This is a genomic window from Luteibacter sp. dw_328 (genome assembly GCF_018449605.1).
In the GTDB taxonomy this organism is placed as follows: Bacteria; Pseudomonadota; Gammaproteobacteria; order Xanthomonadales; family Rhodanobacteraceae; genus Luteibacter.
On sequence record NZ_JAAVUW010000008.1, the window covers coordinates 195,466 to 218,410 of the forward strand.

Below are 22,945 nucleotides of genomic sequence, written 5' to 3' on the forward strand. Positions count from 1 at the left end.
TCAACTTACGAAGAATCGTAGAAAAGTCCGCGACTTCCCATGACAACCGATTCATGTCCGTTCCGTTACAGTCCCTACCCCCAGTGGGATTGGATGCGGACGTCGGCTTATATGTCTAGCGAATCGAAAACCTGGCGTGACCGTGCGGGGCGCATCGCGCTCCCGGTGGTTTCGGCGCTGATGTTCGTTCTCTTCACCGGATTCATCGACGGCAATCCGGGCGTCGGTACGGACCAGTGGATGGCCCGCCCCGGCCACCTGATCGCCAACGCCATGCCGGGCCTGATGCTGGCCACCCTTCTGCTCACCCTCACGCGCCGCACCTGGTTGTCCTTCGGCATCGCGTTCCTTGCCCAGGGCATCGTGTTCGCGGTGAGCGCGATCAAGGTCAAGAATCTTGGTACGCCGCTGTTGCCTGCGGATTTCGGGCTGGTCGGTCAGCTGAGTAACGGTGGTCTGTCGCTCCTTTCGGGTTATCTGCCCCGGGAGATCGCACCGTATCTGGCTATCGCGGCACTGATCGCCGTCGTCGTTCTGCTGGTGCGTTTCGAGCCACCGGTCTTCGCACGCCGCACCTACGGCCGGCGCATCGTCGCCACCTTCGCCCTCGGCACCCTCTTCGTCACACTCTTCGCGGGCACACCGGGCTGGGCCAAGATCTACAACGGCCAGCGCCTCGGCATGATGCCCTGGTCGCCATCGGAAAACGCGGGATACAACGGCGTCGTCTCCAACCTCATGCAGTTCCATCTTCAGGCCTCACGCAATAAGCCCAAGGACGATCCGAAGGCGGCACTGCAACTGATCGGCGATAACGACGGTGCGTTGCGTGAGCACATGGCCGCCGCGTCACAGCACACGAGACAGCCCCCGGACATCGTCATCATCCAGAGTGAATCGTTCTTCGATCCTTCGGGTGTCAATGGCTACGACGAGGATGTCGCGCCCAACCTGCATCGCCTCACGCAGGAAGGCAGCGGCGGCGGCCTGCATGTTCCCACGTTCGGAGGCGGGACCATCCGCACCGAGTTCGAAGTACTCACGGGTCTCTCGCTGCGGTACTTCGGCAATATGCGCTACCCGTACCTGGATCTGCACAACCAGGTCGTTCCCAGCATGGTTCGCGCCCTGCGTTCGCACGGCTATGAAACCGTGGCCCTGCATGGACACAACCCCAATTTCTGGAACCGCCCGGCGGCGTTCAAGGCGATCGGCTTCGATCGGTTCGTCTCGCGCGCCGGCTTCCCCGCGAACGCGAAGAACGACGGCACCTATATGGCTGACAGCGCCATGACCGACGAGATCATGGCGCAGCTGCCTGACGCCGGCCCACAGCGCCTCATCTTCGCGATCAGCATCGAGGCGCATGGCCCTTACGATGGCTCCGACAACACGAACGTCGCGGAGCGCGACGCCATTCCCGTCCCGGCCGGCGTCGAGGGCAAGGACAAGCTCGAGTGGCAGAACTACGTCTATCACATGCATCACGCGGACGCCGAACTCGGCCGTCTGGCCGACCTGCTCGCGAAACGCGAGCGTCCGACTATCCTGTTGTTCTACGGCGATCATCTTCCTGCGTTGACCAACACGTATAACCACGCCGGGTTTCGCGACGGCCAGCCGTTCGATACGCAGATGGTCCCGTGGGTGCTTGTAGACGCACACAACGACGGCCCGCCGGCAGTTCATGGCGATATGGCGTCGTGGATGTTGCCCGGCCTCGTACTGGAACGCGCCGGCATCCACGACGACGCGTATTTCGCTCTCACCCAGGTGCTCGGCAGCCAGCTCGCCTCGCTTACTCGGTCGCCGGACGCGAACGCCGCGCCCGAAGACGCCGGCACGAAGCAGACCGATACCGCCATGGGCAACATCGCCCTGCTTCGCCTGACGAACAAGCTTGATCCGCTGCTTGCGCGTTACGCCCTGCCCGACGCGGGCATCGATGTCGCCCGCCAGCCGGGCGAGGCGGAACATGATGCGGAGTCAGGCGCCGGGCAGTAGTTGCCGCGGCGCGCAGGGACGTGCATTGATCGTCAGCGAACGACGGCCTGGTCCTCCACCCGGTAACTGAAGGGCTCGATATTTTCGTCCACAGTGAAGCGGACGATGGGAATAACCCGGCCCGTAACCAGCTGGTAATCGCGCTGAATGAGTTGCGCTCCCTTCAGGCCCTTCTCCTCGTAGGGCCCAGCGGTGTAGAAGAACGCCTCGAAGGGCACCTCCTGCGGCTTATCCAGTGGCCAGGTCGCGACCATCAGCTCCATGTGCTGCATCACGTCGACCATGCCGGCGGGCACACGAGAGGCGATGCTCAGCGCAAACGAGGACTGGTCGACGCCGAAGCCGCATTGGTGATTGAACTGGTTGGGAAATGAGGTCACCGCCGCAAAGTGCTTACGCCACGCGTCGACGGTGTCGATGCCTTGCTCTTTGCACGGCACACTTTCGACGGGATACAGAGAACTGGCTCCGCACCCCTTCGGCCCTCTGCCACCCGTAATGGCATCGTGGGGAAAGGAGCAGAAAAGGGTGATGGGAAACGTATCGGGGCTACCGCTTACCTCGGCCTCTTTCAGGATCAGCCCATGGGGACGTGCGTGCTCGCCGTAGAGGATGCGACTGCCCACGTCTTTGCGCAGATAGCTAAAGGAAAGTGCCTCCGGCGTCCCGGTCCCCGGGGACGGCTCCCAGGCGTGGCGATCGGGTTCATCGTCAGTCGGAACCGCATCGGTCGCGCGAATCAGCACGCCGTTGCAGTAATAGGCGGCCCTGCCGCCGTCACAGGCCATATCCGTCTTGTCGTAACGGGCGTTGAGCCGCGACGCGGTGTCGTCACCGGCGGCCTGCGGCCGCGAAAGATGTGTCTGGCAGGCGGCGCATTCGAACGCCAGGCAAAGCGAAAGAAGACTCAGTTTCCATGTCATGGTCGTACTCCTTGGGTGTGTACACGATCATTTTCTACGCCGCCGCCGCGTGGTCCGCAAGACGTTACGTGTAGTTGCCGATTCGACGCACTGATCCATGAAAGGATGTTCGCGCTCGCATACAAAAAAGAAGCCCCGCTTTCGCGGGGCCTCTTCGTATAGCGAGCCGGAGGGCTGGACTTAGAAGTCCATACCGCCCATGCCGCCCATGCCACCACCGCCGCCACCATGGCCGTGGCCGTCGTCCTTCTTCGGCAATTCCGTCACGGCCGCTTCGGTCGTGATGATCGAACCGGCAACCGACGCGGCGAACTGCAGTGCCGAGCGGGTGACCTTGGTCGGGTCCAGGATGCCGAAGGCGATCATGTCGCCGAACTCACCCGTGGCGGCGTTGTAACCGTAGTTACCTTCACCGGCCTTGACCTGGTTGACGATGACCGAAGCCTCTTCACCGGCATTGGTGACGATGGCGCGGAGCGGAGCTTCCAGCGTGCGACGCGTGATCGCGATGCCGAGGTCCTGGTCCGTGTTCTTGCCCTTGAGGCCTTCGAGCGCCTTCAGTGCACGGATCAGGGCGACGCCGCCGCCCGGGACCACGCCTTCTTCGACGGCTGCGCGCGTAGCGTGCAGGGCGTCTTCGACGCGGGCCTTCTTTTCCTTCATTTCGACTTCCGTCGCGGCGCCGACCTTGATGACGGCAACGCCGCCGGCAAGCTTGGCAACACGCTCCTGCAGCTTCTCACGGTCGTAGTCCGAAGAGGTCTCTTCGATCTGCGCCTTGATCTGGCCGATGCGCGACTGGATAAGCGTGGCTTCGCCGGCACCATCGATGATCGTGGTGTTTTCCTTGGTGATCACGACGCGCTTGGCATGGCCGAGGTCGGTGATCGTGGCCTTGTCCAGCGCCAGGCCGACTTCCTCGGAAATGACCGTGCCACCGGTGAGGACGGCGATGTCTTCCAGGATCGCCTTGCGACGATCGCCGAAGCCCGGCGCCTTGACGGCGGCGACCTTGACGATGCCACGGATCGTGTTGACGACGAGGGTGGCCAGGGCTTCGCCTTCGACTTCCTCGGCAACGATCAGCAGCGGCTTACCGGCCTTGGCGACAGCCTCGAGCACCGGCAGGAGCTCGCGAACGTTCGAGATCTTCTTGTCGTGGATGAGGATGAACGGGTCGTCCAGCTCAACCTGCTGCGACTGCTGGTTGTTGATGAAGTACGGCGACAGGTAGCCGCGGTCGAACTGCATGCCTTCAACGACGTCGAGCTCGTTCTCGAGGCCCGAACCTTCTTCAACCGTGATCACGCCTTCCTTGCCGACCTTGCCCATCGCCGTGGCGATGATGTCACCGATGTTCGAATCGGAGTTGGCCGAGATCGTGCCGACCTGGGCGATCGCCTTGTCGTCAGCGGTCGGGTTCGACAGCTTCTTCAGCTCGGCGACGGCGGCGATGACAGCCTGGTCGATACCGCGCTTGAGGTCCATCGGGTTGATGCCGGCGGCAACCGCCTTGAGGCCTTCCTGGATGAACGCCTGGGCGAGGACGGTCGCGGTCGTGGTGCCGTCACCGGCCACGTCGGAGGTCTTCGAGGCGGCTTCCTTGACGATCTGCGCGCCGATGTTCTCGTACTTGTCGGCGAGTTCGATTTCCTTCGCGACCGAGACGCCGTCCTTGGTGACGGTCGGGACGCCGAAGCTCTTCTCGATCACGACGTTGCGGCCCTTCGGGCCCAGGGTGACCTTGACCGCGTTGGCGAGGGTGTTGACACCCTTCAGCATGCGAGCGCGGACGTCTTCACCGAAGCGGACTTCTTTTGATGCCATGGTCTTTGAATCCTTAGATATTTAGTGGATGAGATCGGGGAGAACGGGGCGAGCGAACGCTCAGCCTTCCAGAACCGCCACGATGTCGTCTTCCTTCAGGAAGACCAGGTCTTCGCCGTCGACCTTGATTTCCTGGCCGGCGTACTTGCCGAACAGGACCACGTCGCCTTCCTTCACGCCCATCGGGCGGAGCTGGCCGCTGGCCAGGAGGAGACCGGTACCGGCAGCGAGGACCTTGCCGCGGGTGGGCTTCTCGGTGGCGCTATCCGGGATAACGATGCCACCGGCGGAAACGCGCTCTTCTTCGAGGCGCTTGACGATGACGCGGTCGTGCAGCGGGCGCAGTTTGCTCATGACTTCTCCAAACATGTGTTTGACGGATAAGGAAAAAGGTCCACCCTGTTAGCACTTGCTCAGGGTGAGTGCCAGAATTTTAGCCCTAAGCTTTCCTGATTCGGAAGAGCTGCGGTTGCTCGACAGATGGCGGCGGCACGAAACCGTTCAAGGCCCCGGGTTCAAAAAAGGGCGGAAGAGACGACAATCGGCCCATGTCCGAACCCATCGCTGTCCTCATTGCCTGCCCATCAGGCGAACCCGCCGAATCGCTCGCCCGCGCCCTTGTGGAGGCGGGTCTGGCCGCCTGCGTGAACCGGCTACCGGGAGTGCGCTCCACCTACCGCTGGAAAGGCGAGATCGTCACCGACGAGGAAGACCTGCTGGTGGCGAAGACGACCCGAGAGGCGTTCGCCGCCCTGGAGCGCTTCGTCCTGGCGCGACATCCTTATGACGTACCGGAAATCGTCGCCCTCCCCGTCGTGGCCGGGCATGCGCCCTACCTGGCGTGGCTGGAGGCCAGCGTCGGCGTCGACGCAAGCTAACCCGGGTTCGCCCGGTCATAATGGTCGACGCCCCACGCGCCTCGTCACCGCTCTTGCTCCACGGAGATCACCATGTCGTCGCTTCGCCGCCTTGCGCGGAACCTGGTCGCCGCATTCGGCCTGTTGCTCGTTGCCCTGCCCGCGTTCGCACAAAGCGACGACGACCTGCTGCCCGTCACCGAGGCTTTCCACCTCACGACGGATGCCAGCCAGCCGGGCATGGTCAAGCTGCACTGGCGCATCGCGCCGGATTATTACCTCTACCGTGGCCGGATCAAGATCAAGGCGGCGGATCCTGCCGCGGTGTCGCTCGGCGACCCGACGCTGCCCGACGGCCTGAAGAAGCATGACGAGTACCTGGGCGATGTCGAGATCTACCACGGCGATATCGAAGCCAGCGTGCCGTACAAGCTGCTCGCCACCGCCACCACACCGCTTGCCCTCGACATTCAGTACCAGGGCTGCCACGAAGTCGAACCGAAGATCTGCTATCCGCCGAATACCGAGCACCTGAAGCTCACCATCGGTGGCGCATCGACCATTCCTACCGGCCCCGCACCCACTGCCGCGCCGGCAGCCGCCGCCCCCGTGGCTGGCGGCGCCTCGCTTCTTGGTGCGCCGGCCGCGGTGCCGGGCACGGACGCGACCGCCGTGCCGGCCGAGCAGGCGTTCCGCTTCGAAGCCATCGTGAAGTCACGCGACGCGCTGCTGCTGCGCTGGACGATGCCGAAGGACTACTACCTCTATCGCGACAAGACCGAGATCACAGTCGCGTCCCCGGCTGGCGTGACGGCGGGCGAGCCTGATTGGCCGAGTGGTGTCGCACACCACGACGAGCACTTCGGTGACACCATCGTTTACTTCGACCAGGTGGAGCTGCCCGTCCCGCTCAAGGGCACGGCGGACGCGAAGACCGCCGAGCTCGACGTCGCCTACCAGGGCTGCCTCGAGAACGGGATCTGCTATCCGGTCATGAAGCGCCATATCAGCGTGGACTTTGGCGCCGGTACGGCGACCGTCGGTACGCCCGTTGCGGCGCCGGTCGCTGCTACGGCCGCCATGGTGAAGGAAGTCGCACCGACACCCCCGCCCGCGGGCCTGGTTCCCAAGAGCGAGGCGCCGCTCGGCTTCATCGCCGCCATCGGCCTCGCCCTTCTGGGCGGTCTCGTGCTCAACCTGATGCCTTGCGTGCTGCCGGTGCTGTCGCTGAAGGCGATCACGGTCCTGGAAAGCGGGGAGAGCCCGGGCGCCGCGCGGAAGCACGCTCTCTGGTACACCGCCGGCGTACTGGTGGCCTTCGCCGCACTCGGCGTGATCATCGTCGGCATCCGGGCCGCCGGCCATGGCATCCAGTGGGGTGCCCAGTTCCAGCAGCCACTGGCTATCGGCATCCTGGTTTACGTGATGCTCGCCGTGGGTCTGTCGATGTCCGGCCTCTTCGAGATCGGCGGCTCGCTGGGCAACGTCGGCAGCGGCCTGGCCTCGCGCTCGGGCCCGTCGGGCGACTTTTTCACCGGCGTGCTTGCCGTCGTCGTGGCCAGCCCCTGCACGGCTCCCTTCATGGGGTCGGCCATCGCCTTCGCGTTCGCCGCACCGGTGGGCGTGGCCTTCCTGATCTTTCTCGCGCTCGGCCTGGGCCTTGCGCTGCCCTTCCTGTTGATAGGCTTCGTGCCCGCGATCGCCCGCCTGCTGCCGCGTCCCGGCCGCTGGATGGAGACGCTGAAGCAGGCCCTCGCCTTCCCGATGTATCTCACGGCGGTATGGCTGCTCTGGGTACTGACCAAGCAGCGCGGCGCCGATGCGACGGCACTGGTGCTGGCCGGCGGTGTGCTGCTCGCCATGGCGCTGTGGTGGTACGGCCGCACCCGTCATCGCAGCGGCGGCCTGTCCTGGATCTTCACCGCGGTCCTGGCCGTGGGCGCCGTGGCGGCGCTGTGGACCGTGCACGGCCTGCCGGCGCAGACCGCGACCACGGTCGCCAGCGACGGCATCGTGTCCTACTCGCCCGAGAAACTCGCCGAACTGCGTGCCGCTGGCACACCGGTGCTGGTCGACATGACGGCGGACTGGTGCATCACCTGCAAGGCCAATGAACACGCCGTGCTCGACACGGATGCGTTCAAGGCCCTGCTCAAGCGCACCGGCACCGTGTACATGCGCGGCGACTGGACCGACGTCAATGCGACGATCGCCGCCTTCCTCGAGAAGTACCATTCCGTGGGCGTGCCGCTTTACGTGGTCTACCCGAAGGGCGGCGGCGACGGACACAAGCTGTCCACCGTGCTCACCTACGACACAGTGCAGCAGGCACTCGAAGCCGCCGCGTCACCATGACGCGCGGCCCGACCTTCTGGATCGTCGTGCTGGCGATCCTTGGAGCGACGGGCGGCTTATGGGTCGAACACCGGCGCTTGCATCCGCCACCGCCACAGGGCGTCACCGTGGCTGATATCGGCGACCTGGCGCCGGTGGCCAGCTTCGTCACCGTCGATGGCAAGCCGCGCCAACTGTCGGACTGGCGTGGCAAGCGCGTGCTGATCAATTTCTGGGCCAGTTGGTGCGGACCGTGCCGACGCGAGATGCCGCTGCTCGACGCAGCGTATTCGCGACATCGCGACCGGAATGTCGCGGTCCTCGGACTCGCCGAGGACACGGCTGCCGGGGTTCGCGGTTTTCTCGCCAAGCAACCCGTGAGTTACCCCGTGATGCTGGTGGACGCCGATGCGCCCGGTGGTTCGCTTTCTTTCGGCAACACGCGCCGGGTGTTGCCCTATAGCGTCCTGATCGGGGAAGACGGGCGTATCCTGCGCCGCAAAGTGGGTACCTTCACCGGTCCCGAACTCGACGAATGGCTCGCACCCGCACGATGAAGGAAGTTCCCATGGATGGTCTGCCATCCCCCGACGAAGCGATCGACCGGAGCCGCCTCTGGCTCGAGAAGGCTGTGATCGGCCTCAATCTTTGCCCGTTCGCCAAAGCCGTGCACAAGAAAGGCCAGGTCCGTTACGTCCTCAGTGCCGCCACGCAGCCGCTCGAACTGCTCGACGATCTCAAACGTGAACTCGAATACCTGCGTGACGTGCCCGCCGAAACGGTGGACACCACGCTGCTGATCCACCCGGGCGTACTGGGTGACTTCGAGGATTTCAACGAATTCCTCGAGGTGGCGGACCTCGCCGTGGACGACCTGGGCCTCGATGGCGAGATCCAGGTGGCCAGCTTCCACCCCGACTTTCAGTTCGAGGGCACCGGCCCCGACGACATTACCAACTACACCAACCGCTCGCCCTATCCGACGCTGCACCTGCTCCGCGAGGAAAGCATCGACAAGGCCGTGGCCGCCTTTCCGGACGCCTCGAAAATCTTCGAAGCGAATATGGCGACGCTGGATGAGCTGGGCATCGAGGGCTGGAAGAAGCTGTTTCCGGAAGACTGAAACCTCCTGTAGGAGCCGATTCATCGGCGATGCTCTTCCTTCGGTGGGAACCGAGGCTAGCAACCTCAAGGGCGCGGCTGCCCCGCGGGTTTATTTACCATTCCCCGATGAATCGGCTCCCACCCCGCCTATGCTGCTGCAAGGCTGATTTAGTGAATGGGCTGACGCCCCTCCATACTCTGCAGCATGGAAAGTCGCGATCTCCAGCGATCTACGTCGAACTTCATCGAACTGGACAAGCCGAGACGACAGGCGCACACTGCGCGGCGTTCCGGAACCCCGGACCCACGGCACAGGTGAACAGTGGCCAGGATCCTCGTCCTGCACGGACCCAACCTCAATCTGCTCGGCGTCCGCGAACCGTCGGTCTACGGTCATGAGACCCTCGCTGACATCAACGTCTCGCTGCAGGCCCGCGCCCAGGCGGCCGGTCACGAGCTGAGCTGGTTCCAGTCAAACGCCGAACACGAGTTGATCGCCCGGATCCATCAGGCACGCGACGAAGGTGTCGCCTGGATCCTGATCAACCCGGCCGCGTTCACGCATACCTCCATTGCCATTCGCGATGCCCTCGCCGGCGTGTCGATCCCGTTCATCGAGATCCACCTGTCCAATCCGCATGCGCGCGAGGCGTTCCGCCACCACTCGTATATGTCCGACGTGGCCGCCGGCGTGATCTGCGGCTTCGGCGGCGACAGCTATCGCCTGGCGCTCGAAGCGGCGTTGCTCCGCCTCGCGGTGCCCGCGGCTTAAATCCCCATTCCACAAGAAGGTTTGTCCCATGGACCTGCGAAAGATCAAGAAACTCATCGACCTGCTCGAGGAATCCAACCTCGCCGAGCTGGAAATCAAGGAAGGCGAAGAAGTAGTCCGCCTGTCGCGCGTGCCCAAGGGCACCGTCCCCGCGCAGCAGATGTATGCCGCCCCGATGCAGGCCGCTCCGGTTGCTGCCGCCCCTGTGGCCGCCGCGCCGACCGCACCTGCTGTCGTCGAAAGCGGTCTTCCGGCCGGTCACGTGACCAAGGCACCGATGGTCGGCACCTTCTATGCGTCGTCCACGCCGGGCGCTCCGGCGTTCGCCACGGTCGGCAAGCAGGTCAAGGCCGGTGAAACGCTGGGCATCATCGAAGCGATGAAGATGTTCAACCAGATCGAGGCAGACGTCTCGGGTACCGTCGTCGCTGTTCTGGTCGAGAACGGCCAGCCGGTCGAATTCGACGAACCCATGTTCGTCATCGCCTGAGGTCTGTCGTTATGCTCGAGAAGGTCGTCATCGCCAACCGCGGCGAAATTGCGCTGCGGGTGTTGCGCGCGTGCCACGCGCTCGGCATCAAGACGGTCGCGGTGCATTCCACCGTGGACCGCAACCTCAAGCACGTCGGCCTTGCCGACGAATCGGTATGCATCGGCCCGGGTCCCTCGGCCGAAAGCTACCTCAACATTCCGCGCATCATCGCCGCCGCCGAAATCACCGATGCCCAGGCCATCCACCCGGGTTACGGCTTCCTTTCCGAGAACGCGAACTTCGCGGAACAGGTCGAGCAGTCCGGCTTTGTCTTCATCGGCCCCACCGCCGACGTGATCCGCCTGATGGGCGACAAGGTCGAGGCGATCCGCGCGATGAAGGCCGCCGGCGTGCCTTGCGTCCCGGGCTCGGGTGGTCCGTTGGGTGACGACACGGAAGAGAACATCCGTATCGCCCGCGAGATCGGCTACCCGGTCATCATCAAGGCGTCCGGCGGTGGCGGCGGTCGCGGCATGCGCGTCGTGCGCACCGAAGCCCACCTCGCCAATTCCATCGTCATGACCAAGCAGGAAGCCAAAGCGGCTTTCAGCAACGATCAGGTCTACATGGAGAAGTTCCTGGAAAATCCCCGCCACGTGGAGATCCAGGTGCTCGCCGACGGCCAGGGCAACGCCATTCACCTGGGTGAGCGCGACTGCTCCATGCAGCGTCGTCACCAGAAGGTCGTCGAGGAAGCGCCCGCACCTGGCATCACGCCGGAAATGCGTGCCGAAATCGGCAAGGTCTGCGTCGACGCCTGCCTGCGCATCGGCTATCGCGGCGCCGGAACCTTTGAATTCCTGTTCGAAGGCGGCCGCTTCTACTTCATCGAGATGAACACCCGTATCCAGGTGGAGCATCCGGTGACTGAACTGGTGACCGGCATCGATCTCGTTCGCGAGCAGTTGCTGATCGCCGGTGGCGAGAAGCTGTCGATTCGCCAGGAAGACATCGTGTTCACCGGTCATGCAATCGAGTGCCGCGTCAATGCCGAAGACCCCGACACCTTCATGCCGAGCCCCGGCACGGTGAAGCGTTTCGAGGCCCCGGGTGGCCCGGGCGTGCGTGTCGACACCCACCTGTACGACGGTTATCGCATTCCGCCGAACTACGATTCGATGATCGGCAAGATCATCGTGCACGGCCCCGATCGCGCCACCGCCATCGCGCGCATGCGCATGGCGCTGACCGAGACGGTCATCGAAGGCGTCAAGTGCAACATCCCGCTGCAGCAGCGCATCATGGCGGATGTCGGTTTCCAGCAGGGTGGACAGAACATCCACTATCTGGAGAAGCGCATGGCCGAGCAGAAAGAAACGCCGCCTTCGGTGTGACGTTTCGATAAGAGGCCGGAGTCGTGCAGTGACCTCACTGCATGGGTCCGGCTTTTTTTGTACCTGTGGGAGCCGATTCATCGGCGAAAAGCCAACGGAGCAACGATGCCGCAGCTTGCGATCCAGCGGCTCGCGCTTCGGGAGAGTCGCGGTCGGGTTACGTGCACCAAATGCGCAACGCCGCTTCGTGCTCAAGGTTTGGTGAACGACCACGCTGCTTTCTGTAGGAGCCGCTTCAGCGGCGAACCCTCAGGCTATCGCGTTTGCGAATGAGGCCTTGTGGTGATCGGGCGAGCGGTTGAACCGCCGACACAATGCGATGCAATGCCTCGTTCGCGACGATCATCGTTGAGGGTTCGCCGATGAATCGGCTCCTACAAGAGCGGCGCTGCGACTCGCTGGCGGTGTGCTCGACGACACGCAACCTCGACGTTTGGTGCCGCGAGGGGCAAGGCCCTTGGGGACGCCTAAGCTGAGGGCCGCTCAGTTCACATGGAATGCGACAGAGGCGCTACGGCCCGTCTCGAAGAGCCGCGCCGCGGCCCCAAGGGCCTTGCCCCTCGCGGCTCCCAACGCACCCGCAAGCGTGAGGCGGCGAACGCCGCTAAAAACATGAGCTCGCAAAGCGAGCTATCCGCCTCAGCTGCGACGACGCCCACTGATGCGCACCCAATCCTCGAGTGTGCGCACCTCGAGATCCTCGAACCATTCCGCGTAGCGCACGAGGAGCTCTTCGTGCTGGCCGTGGAGAATGCCCGACAGCGCGAACGGCGCACCGGGCTTGATCGCGGCAGCGAACGTCGGTGCGAGCTCACCCAGCGGACCAGCGAGAATATTGGCGACGAGAACGTCGGCAAGCTCGGACGGGGCCTCACCCGGCAGATAGACGGCCAGATCCGCATGGACGCCATTGCGTTCCGCATTGTCGTGCGAGGAAATCAACGCCTGCGGATCGTTGTCGATGCCGACCGCGCGGGCGGCACCCAGCTTCAACGCGGCGATGGCGAGGATGCCCGAGCCACAGCCGTAGTCGAGGACCAGCTTGTCGGCCATCTGCTGCCCGTCCAGCCACTCCAGGCACATCGCCGTGGTCGGATGCGTTCCGGTACCGAACGCCAGGCCGGGGTCGAGACGCACGACGACGATGTCACCCTCCACCGGCGGTTCGATGTTCCACGGATAGACCCACAGGCGCCGCCCGAACGGCATCGGCTTGAACTGATCCATCCAGGCGCGCGTCCAGTCCTGGTCGTCGACGACGCGCCAGGTGATCTGGGCGGGCTCGATGAAGGGAAGGTCATCCGCAATCGCCTCCGTGAGGCCACGCTTGTCGGCGTCGGCATCGAACAAGGCGTTCAACACGATCTGGTTCCACAACGGAAGCTCGCCCACGCCCGGCTCGAAGATGGCTTCTTCGTCCGGCGTTTCGGCATCGGCATCCTGCAGGGTGATGGACAGCGCGCCGAGGTCTTCAAGGGCGGTTTCGACCCGGGGCTGCTCGGCGGCGCGGATCGTCAGGGAGAGTTCGAGCCAGGGCATCGGGACGGCCATTCGGTGGACGGATCGACGATTCTACCGGTCGCCCACGTTATGATCTAACGATGTATACGCAGTGTCCCGAGTGCCTCACGGTTTACAAACTGGAAGCCGAGCTTCTGGTGCCCGCGTGCGGCTGCGTGCGCTGCGGGCACTGCGAGGCCGTCTTCAACGCCCTCGGCACGCTCGCCGACCAATTGCCGCCGGAGCCCTTCACGCGGTTGCCGGAACGGGCTCTGGACCAGGAGCCACCCCTCGCCGAGGTGGCCGTGTTCCGCCCACGGCCGATGCCCCAAGCGCCCGACGAGACAGGCAGCGACCCGGCTGATAGTGGAGCTGCCGCGGAAGATTTCTCGCAGCTGACGTTCACGCCCAAGTTCGCCAAGAGCCGTCGGCGATCCTGGCAAGGCGCCATATGGGTAACGGTCTGCCTGGCGCTGATGCTCGGCCTCGGTGCCCAGCTCGCCTGGGCCAAGCGGGACTCGCTCATCGCCGATCCGACCATCGGCCCTGCCTTGCAAACCGGTTGCTCGGTCGTCGGGTGTCGCCTGCCCCTGGTCGCGGCGCCCACGCGCCTGCGCCTGCTCGCCCGCGATGTCGAGCAGCATCCGGCCGTGCGTGACGGCCTGCTCATTACCGCAAGCGTGCGAAACGATGCGTCGTTCGCACAGCCCTATCCCGTCGTCACCATCGTGCTTTCCGATGCCAATGGCCAGCGCCTGGCCATGCGCCGGTTTGAACCGGCGGAGTACGTCGGCGATGCCGGGGCGCGTGCGCACGGACTGGATGGTGGCGCGACCACGGCGATGGTGTTCGAAGTGCAAGACCCGGGCCAGCGGGCGGTCGCCTTCGCATTCAGCTTCGACTGATCGTTCGAAAAAATTTCTTTTTACAAGCCTGCACATCCCCTCCCGGGACGAGTACACTCGATTCCCTTCGCGACGATCGACACCCCTTCAAGGTGTGGCCGTGTCGCAATCCAAGCGACCATACTGAAAAGAACCGACCGGGGATTCGTACCCCGGCCTGCGAGAGGGGAATGCCTTGAACGCTGTGAGACTGACTGCCGGCGAGGCCGCCAACGAGACCTCCATGCAGAGTGCCCTCAGCGAATGCGTCAGCCGTACCGTCCGTCGTTATCTGGCGGACATCGGCGATACGGAAGGCGGCGAAGGTCTGCACGCGCTGGTCATCCGTGAAGTGGAAGGTCCCCTGCTACGTGAAGTGCTCGCCTTCCACGAAGGCAACCAGAGCCGCGCTGCCGTTGCGCTTGGCATCAATCGTGCCACCCTGCGCAAGAAGCTGGCCGCCCACGGCATTTCCTAAAGGGCCGCTATAATGGAGCGCTTTCCTCCCCGGAAGTGCCCATGCCCACGCCCGATCTCGTTACCGTCCGCCGCGCGCTCGTCAGCGTTTCCGACAAGCAGGGCCTGACTGAACTCGCCCGACGCCTCGTCGCGGCCGATGTCGAAATCCTGTCCACGGGCGGCTCCGCGAAAGCACTGCGCGACGCCGGCGTCCCCGTGCGCGATGTCGGTGACCTCACCGGCTTCCCCGAGATCATGGATGGCCGCGTGAAGACGCTGCACCCGCGCGTGCATGGCGGCCTGCTCGGCCGCCGAGGCACCGACGACGCAGTGATGGCCGAACACGGGATCCTCCCCATCGACCTCCTCGTGCTGAATCTCTATCCGTTCGAACGCACCGTGGCCGACCCGGCATGCACCCTGGAGGACGCGATCGAGAACATCGATATCGGCGGCCCTGCGATGCTGCGTGCGGCAGCGAAGAACTGGAACGATGTCGGCGTCCTCACCGACCCCGCGCAGTACGAAGGCGCGCTGGCCGAGATCGAAGGCAAGGGCGGTCTTTCGCGCGCCACGCGCTTCAAGCTCTCGGTGGCGGCCTTCAATCGCGTGTCCAACTATGACGCGGCGATCAGCGATTACCTCTCCGGCGTCACGCTCGATGAAAGCCACACCGCCATCGCGGGCCATGCGCCATTCCCCGAACAGTCGAACGGGCGCTTCGTGAAGATGATGGATCTCCGCTACGGCGAGAATCCGCATCAGGCGGGTGCCTTCTATCGCGACCTGTATCCGGCACCAGGCACATTGGCGACGTTCCGCCAGCTGCAGGGTAAGGAACTCTCGTTCAACAACATCGCCGACGCCGATGCGGCCTGGGAATGCGTACGCCAGTTCGACGCGCCCGCCTGCGTCATCGTCAAGCACGCGAACCCATGCGGTGTCGCCGTGGCTGCCGACCCGCTCGCCGCCTACGAACTCGCCTACGCCACGGACCCCACGTCGGCGTTCGGCGGCATCATCGCGTTCAATCGCCCGCTGGACGCGGAAACGGCAAAGGTGATCCTCAAGCGCCAGTTCGTCGAGGTGCTGATTGCACCGGTGGTCGATGCCGGTGCCGTGGAGGAAGCCACCAGGAAAGCCAACGTTCGCGTGCTCGAGATCCCGCTGGGCGACGGCCGTAACACGCACGACATCAAGCGTGTCGGTTCCGGCCTGCTCGTGCAGACAGCCGACGATCGCCAGGTGCAGCGCGACGAGCTCAAGGTCGTCAGCAAACGCCAGCCGACACCGGCCGAACTGGACGACCTCCTGTTCGCGTGGCGCGTGGCCAAGATGGTCAAGTCCAACGCCATTGTCTACGCCCGTGACAACCGCACTGTCGGCATCGGTGCCGGGCAGATGAGTCGCGTGGTCAGTGCGAAGATCGCCGGCCTGAAAGCCGAGGAAGCCGGCCTCGTGGTGCCTGGCAGCGCCATGGCCTCCGATGCGTTCTTCCCGTTCCGCGACGGTATCGATGCGGCCGCTGCGGCAGGCATCCGCGCAGTGATCCAGCCGGGCGGATCGATGCGCGACAACGAAGTGATCGCGGCAGCGGATGAGCACGATATGGCGATGGTGTTTACCGGCGTTCGGCACTTCCGCCATTAAGAGCCCTTGCGGAATCGCCGATGAATCGGCTCCCACAACCGCCGCTTCGTAGGCAGGCAGCGCATTGTGGGAGCCGCTTCAGCGGCGAAGGGTACTCGCGACCAGGTTCAACGCTGCCTCACGCCGCACCGCATACCTGCGCGCCAGCACCGCGCAGGTCATCAGCTGGATCTGATGGAACAACATGATCGGCAACACGATCAGCCCCAGCGGATGCCCGGCGAATAACACCTTGGCCATCGGCACGCCCGACGCCAGGCTCTTCTTCGAGCCGCAGAACACGATGGTGATTTCGTCCTCTCGTGCAAAGCCCAGTGCACGGGCACCGTAGCGCGTGGCCAGCAACGCGCAGGCCAGCAAGACCACGTTGACGACCACCAGCCCGGCCAGCACCGGCAGCGGCAACTGCTTCCACAGGCCCTGCAGTACCGCCGCGCTGAAGGCCGTGTAGACCACCAGAAGAATCGAACCGCGATCGACGAAGGTGAGCAGTACGGCGTGCTTGCGTACCCAGCCACCGATCCAGCGCTGCGCGATCTGTCCGGCCACGAAGGGCACGAACAACTGCAGCACGATCGCGCCCACCGCGTGCCATGACAGCCCGCCCTGCCCCGTGCCGGCAATCATCACCCCGACCAGCAACGGCGTGATGAAGATGCCGAGCATGCTCGACGCGGACGCCGACACGATCGCGGCAGGCACGTTGCCCCGGGCGATCGAGGTAAAGGCGATCGACGACTGCACCGTCGAGGGCAGCGTGCAGAGAAACAGGATGCCCAGGTACAGGTCCGGCGACACCAACGGCGATAGCACGGGCTTCAGCAGCAACCCCAGCACGGGAAACAGGACAAAGGTGCTCGCCAGCACGGTGAGATGCAGCCGCCAGTGGGTCATGCCTGCCACGACGGCCTCGCGCGACAGCTTGGCCCCGTGCAGGAAGAACAGCAGGGCGATGGCGACGTCGGTCAGCCCGCCGAAGACCTGGGCAGCCACGCCGCGACACGGGAGGAAGCTCGCCAGCAGCACGGTGGCGATCAGCGACAGGGTGAAGCCATCGGGCAGGAAGCGGCGCATGGGAATAACCGGCGGGCAGACGGGAGGGTGCTATTGCACGCGCCCGAGACTCATAAGACAAATCGTTTTATCTGATCCGGTGATACATTAATCGCATGAATGTCTCGATGCGCCAGCTTCGCGCCTTCCTCGCCGTGGCCAGCCACCGGCATTTCCGTCGCGCGGCGGAGGCTCTGCACCTGACGCAGCCCGCAGTGAGCCGCCTGATTGCCGACCTTGAAGCCGCACTCGACGTGCGCCTTTTCGACCGGAGCACACGCGAAGTCGTGCCAACCGAAGCCGGACGGTATCTCGAGCAGGCCGCCGCGCGCGTCCTCGACGAGCTCGACGGCGTCCTGACCCATGTGCGGACTCAGTCCGACCCTTTGCGCGGCCGCGTGCGCCTGGCCGCCGTCCCGACGCTGTCGGCCGGGCTGGTCCCCCCGTGCATCGCGCGATGCGCGACCGACCACCCGGCGATCGAGATCATCCTGCGCGACCAGAGCCAGGCGCAGGTGCTGGATGCCGTCCGCGGTGGCGAAGTGGACTTCGGGCTCACCGTGGAACCGGCGACACCGGAAGAATTCGATGCCGAAACCCTCCTGCGCGATCCCTTTCGTGTGGTCTGCCGTGCCGACCACCCTTTCGCCGCGAAACGTCACGTCACCTGGAAAGCCCTCGAGCATGAGCCGCTCATTCTCCTGGACCATGCCTCGGGGTCCCGTCGGCTGATCGACGCAGCATTCGCCACGCGAGGCCTTCCGATGCACGTGGCGCTGGAGGTGGGTCATCCCCATACCGCCTTCCGCATGGTGGAGGCGAGGCTGGGCATCACGGTCACGCCTGCGCTCTCGCTCGATGCCTTGCGGCCCGGCCTCGTCGCCCTCGACGTGACCCCCAACGTTTTCCGCGAGGTCACCCTCCTTCGACGGCGCGCGCGATCGCTCTCTCCGCCTGCCCAGACCGTATGGAACGTCTTTCACGACGTGGCGCTCACGCTGGCGTGAGCGATATCCACGCATGATCGCCGCCTTCCGACAGGAGGCACGCGATGAGCTATCAGCTGTACTACTGGACAGGTTTGCAGGGCCGCGGAGAGTTCGTGCGGCTGTGTCTGGAGGACGTGGGGGCCGAATACACGGATGTTGCCCGCATTGAGGGCGACGATGTGATGACACCCTTTCTCGACGGCGAGCACGAGGGCGCCATCCCCTTCGCGCCGCCCTTCCTCACCTCCGGCCGGCTCGTCATCGCGCAGGTCGCGAATATCCTGCAGTACCTGGGGCCACGCCACGGCCTGGTGCCCGAGAGCGAGTCGAAGCGCCTGTATGCGCACCAGCTCGAACTGACCATCACCGACCTGGTGGCCGAGGTGCACGATACGCACCATCCGGTCGCCTCCGAGCTCTACTACGAAGACCAGCAGGCGGAAGCCAGGAAGCGCTCGAAGGACTTCCGCGAGCATCGCATTCCCAAGTTCCTCGGCTACTTCGAGAAAGCGGTGGAGCGTGGTGGCGGCAGGTTCCCGCTACGCCAGCATTCCTATGTCGACCTTTCTTTCTTCCAGATCATGGCGGGCCTGGACTATGCGTTCCCCAAGGCCATGGCGAAGCAGAAGGTTCCCCTGCTTCGCGATCTGCAGAAACGTGTGGCGGAGCGACCGAACATCGCAACCTACCTGGCCTCGGAACGGCGCATTCCGTTCAACACGACCGGCATTTTCCGCCACTACCCTGAACTGGACGGCTGAGCCGGCTTCAGTTCGTGTCGACGGGCTTGGGCGCCGCGCCCCACTCATAGACCTTGTAATAAACCGGATCGACCGGCCCGTTCTTGGGGTCGTGCAACTTCCCGTCGGGGTCGGCCATATAGGTCTGCGGCACGCCATGCTTCGGCGTCACCACGATCATGGTCAACTTGCCGCCGGAACGGTATTCCTGGACCTGGTCATCGCCCTGCTGGCGGATCGTCACCTGGGGAGGTTCCTGGCCACGCGCGTCCGTACCACCGTTGTCCTGCATCGAGGGCAGCGCGACCGGAGAACGGGGCGAGCCCTGGGCATCCGATGTGGCCGGCGTGGTGCGGCCGTCCTGAGCTTCGTCGTAGGTCACCGGCCGCTCGATGGGCTTCAGCCCGGAGCGATCCGGCTCGCCGGCCTTGACGCCCGGATCGTTGAGCCCCGGCGGCGGTGGCAATGGCGTCAGCTTCGGGTCCGTGGCGGTCTGGGCGGCCACGGGGAGCGCCAGGGCCAGGGCGAGCGCGGCAACGAGGGCGTGCGTGCGGTTCATGGGAAATCTCCGTGCGGGGTGACGAGGATAGCAAGCCGGACACCGCTTTCCCCGTGAACGGACGGCCGCTGTTCGGCCATGAGAGAATCGGGGGTATGCCTACGCTCACGCTCATTGACGGGTCGTCGTACCTGTATCGCGCGTTCCACGCGCTGCCTCCCCTGACCAACGCCTTCGGCGAGCCTACCGGCGCGCTGTTCGGCATCGTCAATATGTTGCGCACGACGATGAAGGCCGGCTCGGATTACGTCGCCTTCGTCTGCGACGCACCGGGCCGCACGTTCCGCGACGACCTCTACCCCGAGTACAAGGCCAACCGCCCGTCGATGCCGGACGACCTCCGCGCCCAAGTCGACCCGATGATGAAGATCGTCGGCGCACTGGGTTTCCCCATCCTCTGCATCCCCGGGGTGGAAGCCGATGACGTGATCGGCACGCTCGCCCGCCAGGCGGCCGAGGAAGGCATCCACACGATCATCTCGACCGGCGACAAAGACTTCGCACAGATGGTTGGCCCGCATACCTTGCTGGTCAACACGATGACCAACACCACGATGGACGCGGAAGGCGTGTTCGCCAAGTTCGGCGTGCGTCCCGACCAGATCGTCGACTACCTCACCCTGATGGGCGACAGCATCGACAACGTGCCCGGCGTGGATAAATGCGGCCCGAAAACGGCCGCCAAGTGGCTCGGCGAATACCACAACCTCGAGAACCTCTTCGCCAACGCCGACAAGGTCGGTGGCAAGATCGGCGAGAACCTGCGCGCTGCCATCCCACGCCTGCCGCTATCACGCGAACTGGTCACCATCCGTACCGATGTGCCGCTCGAGTTCCGGCCCACGCAGCTGGCCATGCGGGATCGCGACACCGACGCGTTGCGCGAGCTCTACGCGCGCTATGACTTCAAGGCCGCGCTGAAGGATCTGGACAGTGCCGCCGCGACGACCGTGCCGGCACCGACCGCCGGGGCGGCGGCCGCCAGCGCCAGGCCTGCCGCCGCGGACACACCCCTCGACGCCTCGCTCTCCGCTGAAGGCGAGTACGAGCTGATCTTCACCGAAGACCGCTTCGCCGCGTGGCTGGAAAAGCTCGAAACCGCGCCGCTGATCGCCTTCGATACCGAAACCACCAGCATCGACGCGATGCTCGCCGATATCGTCGGTGTATCGCTGTCCGTCGAAACGGGCAAGGCGGCTTACATTCCCCTGGGGCACGATTATCCGGGTGCCCCGGCCCAGCTATCGCGCGATCACGTGCTCGGCGCATTGAAGCCGATCTTCGAAGACGCGTCACGTCCGAAGGTCGGGCAGCACGGCAAGTACGACATCAACATCCTGTCGCATTACGGCATCGACGTGAAGGGCCTGTTGCACGACACCATGCTGGAGTCGTACATCTACAACGCGACGGCGACGCGCCACGACATGGATTCGCTCGCCACGCGTTATCTCGGTTACACCACCATCAAATACGAGCAGGTCGCCGGCAAGGGCGCCAAGCAGATCTCGTTTTCGCAGGTCGACTGCGATACCGCATGCCGTTACGCCGCCGAAGATGCCGACGTGACGCTTCGACTGCACCACGCTCTCTGGCCGAAGCTCGAAGCCGAGCCGTCGCTGCGCGCGGTGTACGCGGACATCGAGATTCCGCTGGTGCCGGTATTGGCGAAGATGGAACGCACGGGCGTACTCATCGACGCCAATGTGCTGCGCCTGCAGAGCCAGCAGCTCGGCAAGCGCATGGTCGAACTGCAGCAGCTTGCCCATGCCTCCGCCGGCCATGAGTTCAACATGGACTCACCCAAGCAGTTGCAGGCCGTCCTGTTCGACGAGCTTGGGCTTGCGGCGAAGATCAAGACACCCACGGGCCAGCCCTCGACCAACGAGGAAGCCCTCGAAGCCATCGCCGAAACCCATGAGCTACCGCGGCTGATCCTCGAGTATCGCGGCCTCGCCAAGCTGCGCTCGACGTATACCGACAAGCTCGCCGGCATCGTCAACCCGCGCACGGGCCGCGTGCATACCAGCTATCACCAGGGTGCCGTCGCCACGGGACGCATCAGCTCGTCCGATCCGAACCTGCAGAACATTCCTGTCCGCACCGAAGAAGGCCGGCGTATTCGCCAGGCCTTCATTGCACCGGAGGGTTGGCGCATCGTCGCCGCCGACTACTCGCAGATCGAACTGCGCATCATGGCCCACCTGTCCAACGACGAAGGCCTCGTCCAGGCGTTCAAGCAGGGCGGCGACGTGCATCGCGCCACGGCCGCGGAAGTCTTCGGCGTGCCTGCCGACGAGGTCACGACCAACCAGCGCCGCGCGGCCAAGGCGATCAACTTCGGCCTGATGTACGGCATGAGCGCCTTCGGGCTGGCCAAGCAACTCGGCGTGGACCGCGGCGAAGCCTCCGATTACATGGGCCGCTACTTTTCACGCTATCCGGGCGTGCGCGCTTTCATGGATGCCACGCGCGAACAGGCGCATCGCGATGGCTACGTCCAGACGCTGTTCGGTCGCCGCCTCTACCTCGAGAACCTCAACTCTCGTAACCAGGCCTTCCGTGCCGGCGCCGAGCGCGCAGCGATCAACGCGCCCATGCAGGGCACGGCGGCCGACATCATCAAGCGCGCCATGATCGCCGTCTCCGCATGGATCGAACCGCGCGATGACGTGCGCATGCTGATGCAGGTGCACGATGAACTGGTCTTCGAAGTCCGCGCCGATGCCGTCGACGACGTGCGCGCAGGTATCGAGCGACATATGACCGGGGCGGCCTCGCTGAGCGTCCCGCTGCAGGTGGATATCGGCGTCGGGGCGAACTGGGACGAGGCACACTAAGCTGCCGCTAAGCGTTTCCGGCCGCACTTGGCCGTCCAAACGTAAGTTTTCCGTTTAGTCGTACATTTCGTTTAGTGGCAAGTCGTTGAAAAATCAGCCCATGAACGCGGGCTGATTTTTTTTTGCATCGATGATGCAACTTTGCCTCGTTCCGCACGTCTATATATTCGGACGCACGCAACGGCGTCCCATCGGTGGGCCTCACCTCCCTAAGAGGCCCCCTCAAGGTGGACCGGTTCTTCCCCTGGTTCCGGTCTTCCACCCCGCCCCGAGAGCTCCCCTGGCTCTCGGGGTTTTTTTTGCCCACACCGCCTGCACATTCACACCCGCATCCTCGGCGCCACTTAACGGGAGGAATCACCATGCGCGCAGGTCTCATCGTCGTCGGCGTCATCCTTATCGGCCTCGGGCTGTGGGTCACCCTGGGCAACGGCAGCTACCAGAAGACCGATACGGTCGCCTCGATCGGCTCGGCCAAGCTCGAGGCCACGCACGACAAGTCGATTCCGCAGTGGGTAGGCATCGCCGGCATCGTCCTGGGCAGCATCGTTGCCGTCGCCGGATTCTCCCGGAAGAACTGAGCC

Annotated in this window: 21 protein-coding genes; 15 read left to right on the forward strand and 6 right to left on the reverse strand. The window is 64.5% G+C overall.

Annotated features, from left to right (window positions below):
- Positions 1-111: 111 nt before the first annotated feature.
- Entirely contained in the window at positions 112-2,004 is a 1,893-nt protein-coding gene (locus HB634_RS19210; protein ID WP_213949754.1) for an LTA synthase family protein, read from the forward strand.
- Between the two features lie 32 nt (positions 2,005-2,036).
- Here the strand turns inward: HB634_RS19210 and HB634_RS19215 are convergent, their stop codons facing one another.
- The 3 genes from HB634_RS19215 to HB634_RS19225 form a co-directional block, all read right to left on the reverse strand.
- The gene (locus HB634_RS19215; protein ID WP_213949755.1) at positions 2,037-2,927 is read right to left on the reverse strand and encodes a hypothetical protein; all 891 of its coding nucleotides are present in this window, start codon (positions 2,925-2,927) and stop codon (positions 2,037-2,039) included.
- Between the two features lie 180 nt (positions 2,928-3,107).
- Entirely contained in the window at positions 3,108-4,754 is a 1,647-nt protein-coding gene (gene groL, locus HB634_RS19220; protein ID WP_063570985.1) for a chaperonin GroEL, read from the reverse strand.
- Between the two features lie 60 nt (positions 4,755-4,814).
- A complete protein-coding gene (locus tag HB634_RS19225) occupies positions 4,815-5,108 on the reverse strand; it encodes a co-chaperone GroES (protein WP_046968171.1) in 294 nt (97 codons plus the stop codon).
- A gap of 194 nt (positions 5,109-5,302) precedes the next feature.
- On the opposite strand from HB634_RS19225, the gene cutA reads away from it, so the two are divergent.
- From cutA to accC, 7 genes are all read left to right on the forward strand, one after another.
- Positions 5,303-5,632, forward strand: a complete 330-nt coding sequence (cutA, locus tag HB634_RS19230) for a divalent-cation tolerance protein CutA (protein ID WP_213949756.1) — start codon at positions 5,303-5,305, stop codon at positions 5,630-5,632.
- Positions 5,633-5,704: 72 nt separating this feature from the next.
- Entirely contained in the window at positions 5,705-7,966 is a 2,262-nt protein-coding gene (locus HB634_RS19235; RefSeq protein WP_213949757.1) for a protein-disulfide reductase DsbD, read from the forward strand.
- Positions 7,963-8,502, forward strand: coding sequence for a TlpA disulfide reductase family protein (locus tag HB634_RS19240; RefSeq protein ID WP_213949758.1), 540 nt, complete (start codon positions 7,963-7,965; stop codon positions 8,500-8,502). Before HB634_RS19235 ends, HB634_RS19240 begins: the two co-directional genes overlap by 4 nt.
- A gap of 11 nt (positions 8,503-8,513) precedes the next feature.
- Positions 8,514-9,068 (forward strand): DUF1415 domain-containing protein, encoded by a 555-nt coding sequence (locus HB634_RS19245; RefSeq protein WP_213949759.1) that lies wholly within the window; start codon positions 8,514-8,516, stop codon positions 9,066-9,068.
- A 303-nt stretch (positions 9,069-9,371) separates the two neighbouring features.
- The gene (aroQ, locus tag HB634_RS19250) at positions 9,372-9,821 is read left to right on the forward strand and encodes a type II 3-dehydroquinate dehydratase (protein WP_213949760.1); all 450 of its coding nucleotides are present in this window, start codon (positions 9,372-9,374) and stop codon (positions 9,819-9,821) included.
- A 28-nt stretch (positions 9,822-9,849) separates the two neighbouring features.
- Positions 9,850-10,311, forward strand: a complete 462-nt coding sequence (accB, locus tag HB634_RS19255) for an acetyl-CoA carboxylase biotin carboxyl carrier protein (protein WP_063573857.1) — start codon at positions 9,850-9,852, stop codon at positions 10,309-10,311.
- 11 nt (positions 10,312-10,322) lie between these two features.
- Positions 10,323-11,687, forward strand: coding sequence for an acetyl-CoA carboxylase biotin carboxylase subunit (accC, locus tag HB634_RS19260; protein ID WP_213949761.1), 1,365 nt, complete (start codon positions 10,323-10,325; stop codon positions 11,685-11,687).
- A 639-nt stretch (positions 11,688-12,326) separates the two neighbouring features.
- On the opposite strand, the gene prmA is transcribed toward accC, so the two are convergent.
- Positions 12,327-13,226, reverse strand: coding sequence for a 50S ribosomal protein L11 methyltransferase (prmA, locus tag HB634_RS19265; protein ID WP_213949762.1), 900 nt, complete (start codon positions 13,224-13,226; stop codon positions 12,327-12,329).
- A 62-nt stretch (positions 13,227-13,288) separates the two neighbouring features.
- On the opposite strand from prmA, the gene HB634_RS19270 reads away from it, so the two are divergent.
- The 3 genes from HB634_RS19270 (at position 13,289) to purH (ending at position 16,180) form a co-directional block, all read left to right on the forward strand.
- A complete protein-coding gene (locus HB634_RS19270; RefSeq protein WP_213949763.1) occupies positions 13,289-14,092 on the forward strand; it encodes a zinc-ribbon and DUF3426 domain-containing protein in 804 nt (267 codons plus the stop codon).
- Positions 14,093-14,315: 223 nt separating this feature from the next.
- Positions 14,316-14,549: a helix-turn-helix domain-containing protein gene (locus HB634_RS19275; protein WP_052767339.1), complete on the forward strand. Its 234-nt coding sequence runs from the start codon at positions 14,316-14,318 to the stop codon at positions 14,547-14,549.
- Positions 14,550-14,590: 41 nt separating this feature from the next.
- Positions 14,591-16,180, forward strand: a complete 1,590-nt coding sequence (purH, locus tag HB634_RS19280) for a bifunctional phosphoribosylaminoimidazolecarboxamide formyltransferase/IMP cyclohydrolase (protein WP_213949764.1) — start codon at positions 14,591-14,593, stop codon at positions 16,178-16,180.
- Positions 16,181-16,258: 78 nt separating this feature from the next.
- Here the strand turns inward: purH and HB634_RS19285 are convergent, their stop codons facing one another.
- Entirely contained in the window at positions 16,259-17,260 is a 1,002-nt protein-coding gene (locus HB634_RS19285) for a bile acid:sodium symporter (protein WP_213949852.1), read from the reverse strand.
- 101 nt (positions 17,261-17,361) lie between these two features.
- Between HB634_RS19285 and HB634_RS19290 the strand changes: the two genes are divergently transcribed.
- Together HB634_RS19290 and HB634_RS19295 are read left to right on the forward strand one after the other, a co-directional pair.
- Complete coding sequence (locus tag HB634_RS19290; RefSeq protein ID WP_231874026.1) at positions 17,362-18,240, forward strand: LysR family transcriptional regulator; 879 nt, start codon at positions 17,362-17,364, stop codon at positions 18,238-18,240.
- 44 nt (positions 18,241-18,284) lie between these two features.
- Positions 18,285-18,983, forward strand: a complete 699-nt coding sequence (locus HB634_RS19295; RefSeq protein WP_063573688.1) for a glutathione S-transferase — start codon at positions 18,285-18,287, stop codon at positions 18,981-18,983.
- A 7-nt stretch (positions 18,984-18,990) separates the two neighbouring features.
- Here the strand turns inward: HB634_RS19295 and HB634_RS19300 are convergent, their stop codons facing one another.
- Entirely contained in the window at positions 18,991-19,521 is a 531-nt protein-coding gene (locus HB634_RS19300) for a DUF2782 domain-containing protein (RefSeq protein WP_063573687.1), read from the reverse strand.
- 95 nt (positions 19,522-19,616) lie between these two features.
- On the opposite strand from HB634_RS19300, the gene polA reads away from it, so the two are divergent.
- Positions 19,617-22,361: a DNA polymerase I gene (gene polA / locus HB634_RS19305; RefSeq protein ID WP_213949765.1), complete on the forward strand. Its 2,745-nt coding sequence runs from the start codon at positions 19,617-19,619 to the stop codon at positions 22,359-22,361.
- Positions 22,362-22,723: 362 nt separating this feature from the next.
- On the forward strand, positions 22,724-22,942 hold the full coding sequence (locus tag HB634_RS19310; protein ID WP_213949766.1) for a hypothetical protein: 219 nt from the start codon (positions 22,724-22,726) through the stop codon (positions 22,940-22,942).
- Positions 22,943-22,945 lie beyond the last annotated feature (3 nt).

What these genes read in the sequence shown, in the direction of transcription:
- HB634_RS19300 (WP_063573687.1), bottom strand. Translation starts at nt 19,521, where the DNA reads ATGAACCGCACGCACGCCCTCGTTGCCGCGCTCGCCCTGGCCCTGGCG.
- HB634_RS19310 (WP_213949766.1), top strand. Translation starts at nt 22,724, where the DNA reads ATGCGCGCAGGTCTCATCGTCGTCGGCGTCATCCTTATCGGCCTCGGG.
- HB634_RS19225 (WP_046968171.1), bottom strand. Translation starts at nt 5,108, where the DNA reads ATGAGCAAACTGCGCCCGCTGCACGACCGCGTCATCGTCAAGCGCCTC.
- prmA (WP_213949762.1), bottom strand. Translation starts at nt 13,226, where the DNA reads ATGCCCTGGCTCGAACTCTCCCTGACGATCCGCGCCGCCGAGCAGCCC.
- HB634_RS19240 (WP_213949758.1), top strand. Translation starts at nt 7,963, where the DNA reads ATGACGCGCGGCCCGACCTTCTGGATCGTCGTGCTGGCGATCCTTGGA.
- HB634_RS19290 (WP_231874026.1), top strand. Translation starts at nt 17,362, where the DNA reads ATGCGCCAGCTTCGCGCCTTCCTCGCCGTGGCCAGCCACCGGCATTTC.
- polA (WP_213949765.1), top strand. Translation starts at nt 19,617, where the DNA reads ATGCCTACGCTCACGCTCATTGACGGGTCGTCGTACCTGTATCGCGCG.
- HB634_RS19270 (WP_213949763.1), top strand. Translation starts at nt 13,289, where the DNA reads ATGTATACGCAGTGTCCCGAGTGCCTCACGGTTTACAAACTGGAAGCC.
- accC (WP_213949761.1), top strand. Translation starts at nt 10,323, where the DNA reads ATGCTCGAGAAGGTCGTCATCGCCAACCGCGGCGAAATTGCGCTGCGG.
- HB634_RS19210 (WP_213949754.1), top strand. Translation starts at nt 112, where the DNA reads ATGTCTAGCGAATCGAAAACCTGGCGTGACCGTGCGGGGCGCATCGCG.
- HB634_RS19245 (WP_213949759.1), top strand. Translation starts at nt 8,514, where the DNA reads ATGGATGGTCTGCCATCCCCCGACGAAGCGATCGACCGGAGCCGCCTC.
- purH (WP_213949764.1), top strand. Translation starts at nt 14,591, where the DNA reads ATGCCCACGCCCGATCTCGTTACCGTCCGCCGCGCGCTCGTCAGCGTT.
- accB (WP_063573857.1), top strand. Translation starts at nt 9,850, where the DNA reads ATGGACCTGCGAAAGATCAAGAAACTCATCGACCTGCTCGAGGAATCC.
- HB634_RS19275 (WP_052767339.1), top strand. Translation starts at nt 14,316, where the DNA reads ATGCAGAGTGCCCTCAGCGAATGCGTCAGCCGTACCGTCCGTCGTTAT.
- groL (WP_063570985.1), bottom strand. Translation starts at nt 4,754, where the DNA reads ATGGCATCAAAAGAAGTCCGCTTCGGTGAAGACGTCCGCGCTCGCATG.
- HB634_RS19215 (WP_213949755.1), bottom strand. Translation starts at nt 2,927, where the DNA reads ATGACATGGAAACTGAGTCTTCTTTCGCTTTGCCTGGCGTTCGAATGC.
- cutA (WP_213949756.1), top strand. Translation starts at nt 5,303, where the DNA reads ATGTCCGAACCCATCGCTGTCCTCATTGCCTGCCCATCAGGCGAACCC.
- HB634_RS19295 (WP_063573688.1), top strand. Translation starts at nt 18,285, where the DNA reads ATGAGCTATCAGCTGTACTACTGGACAGGTTTGCAGGGCCGCGGAGAG.
- HB634_RS19235 (WP_213949757.1), top strand. Translation starts at nt 5,705, where the DNA reads ATGTCGTCGCTTCGCCGCCTTGCGCGGAACCTGGTCGCCGCATTCGGC.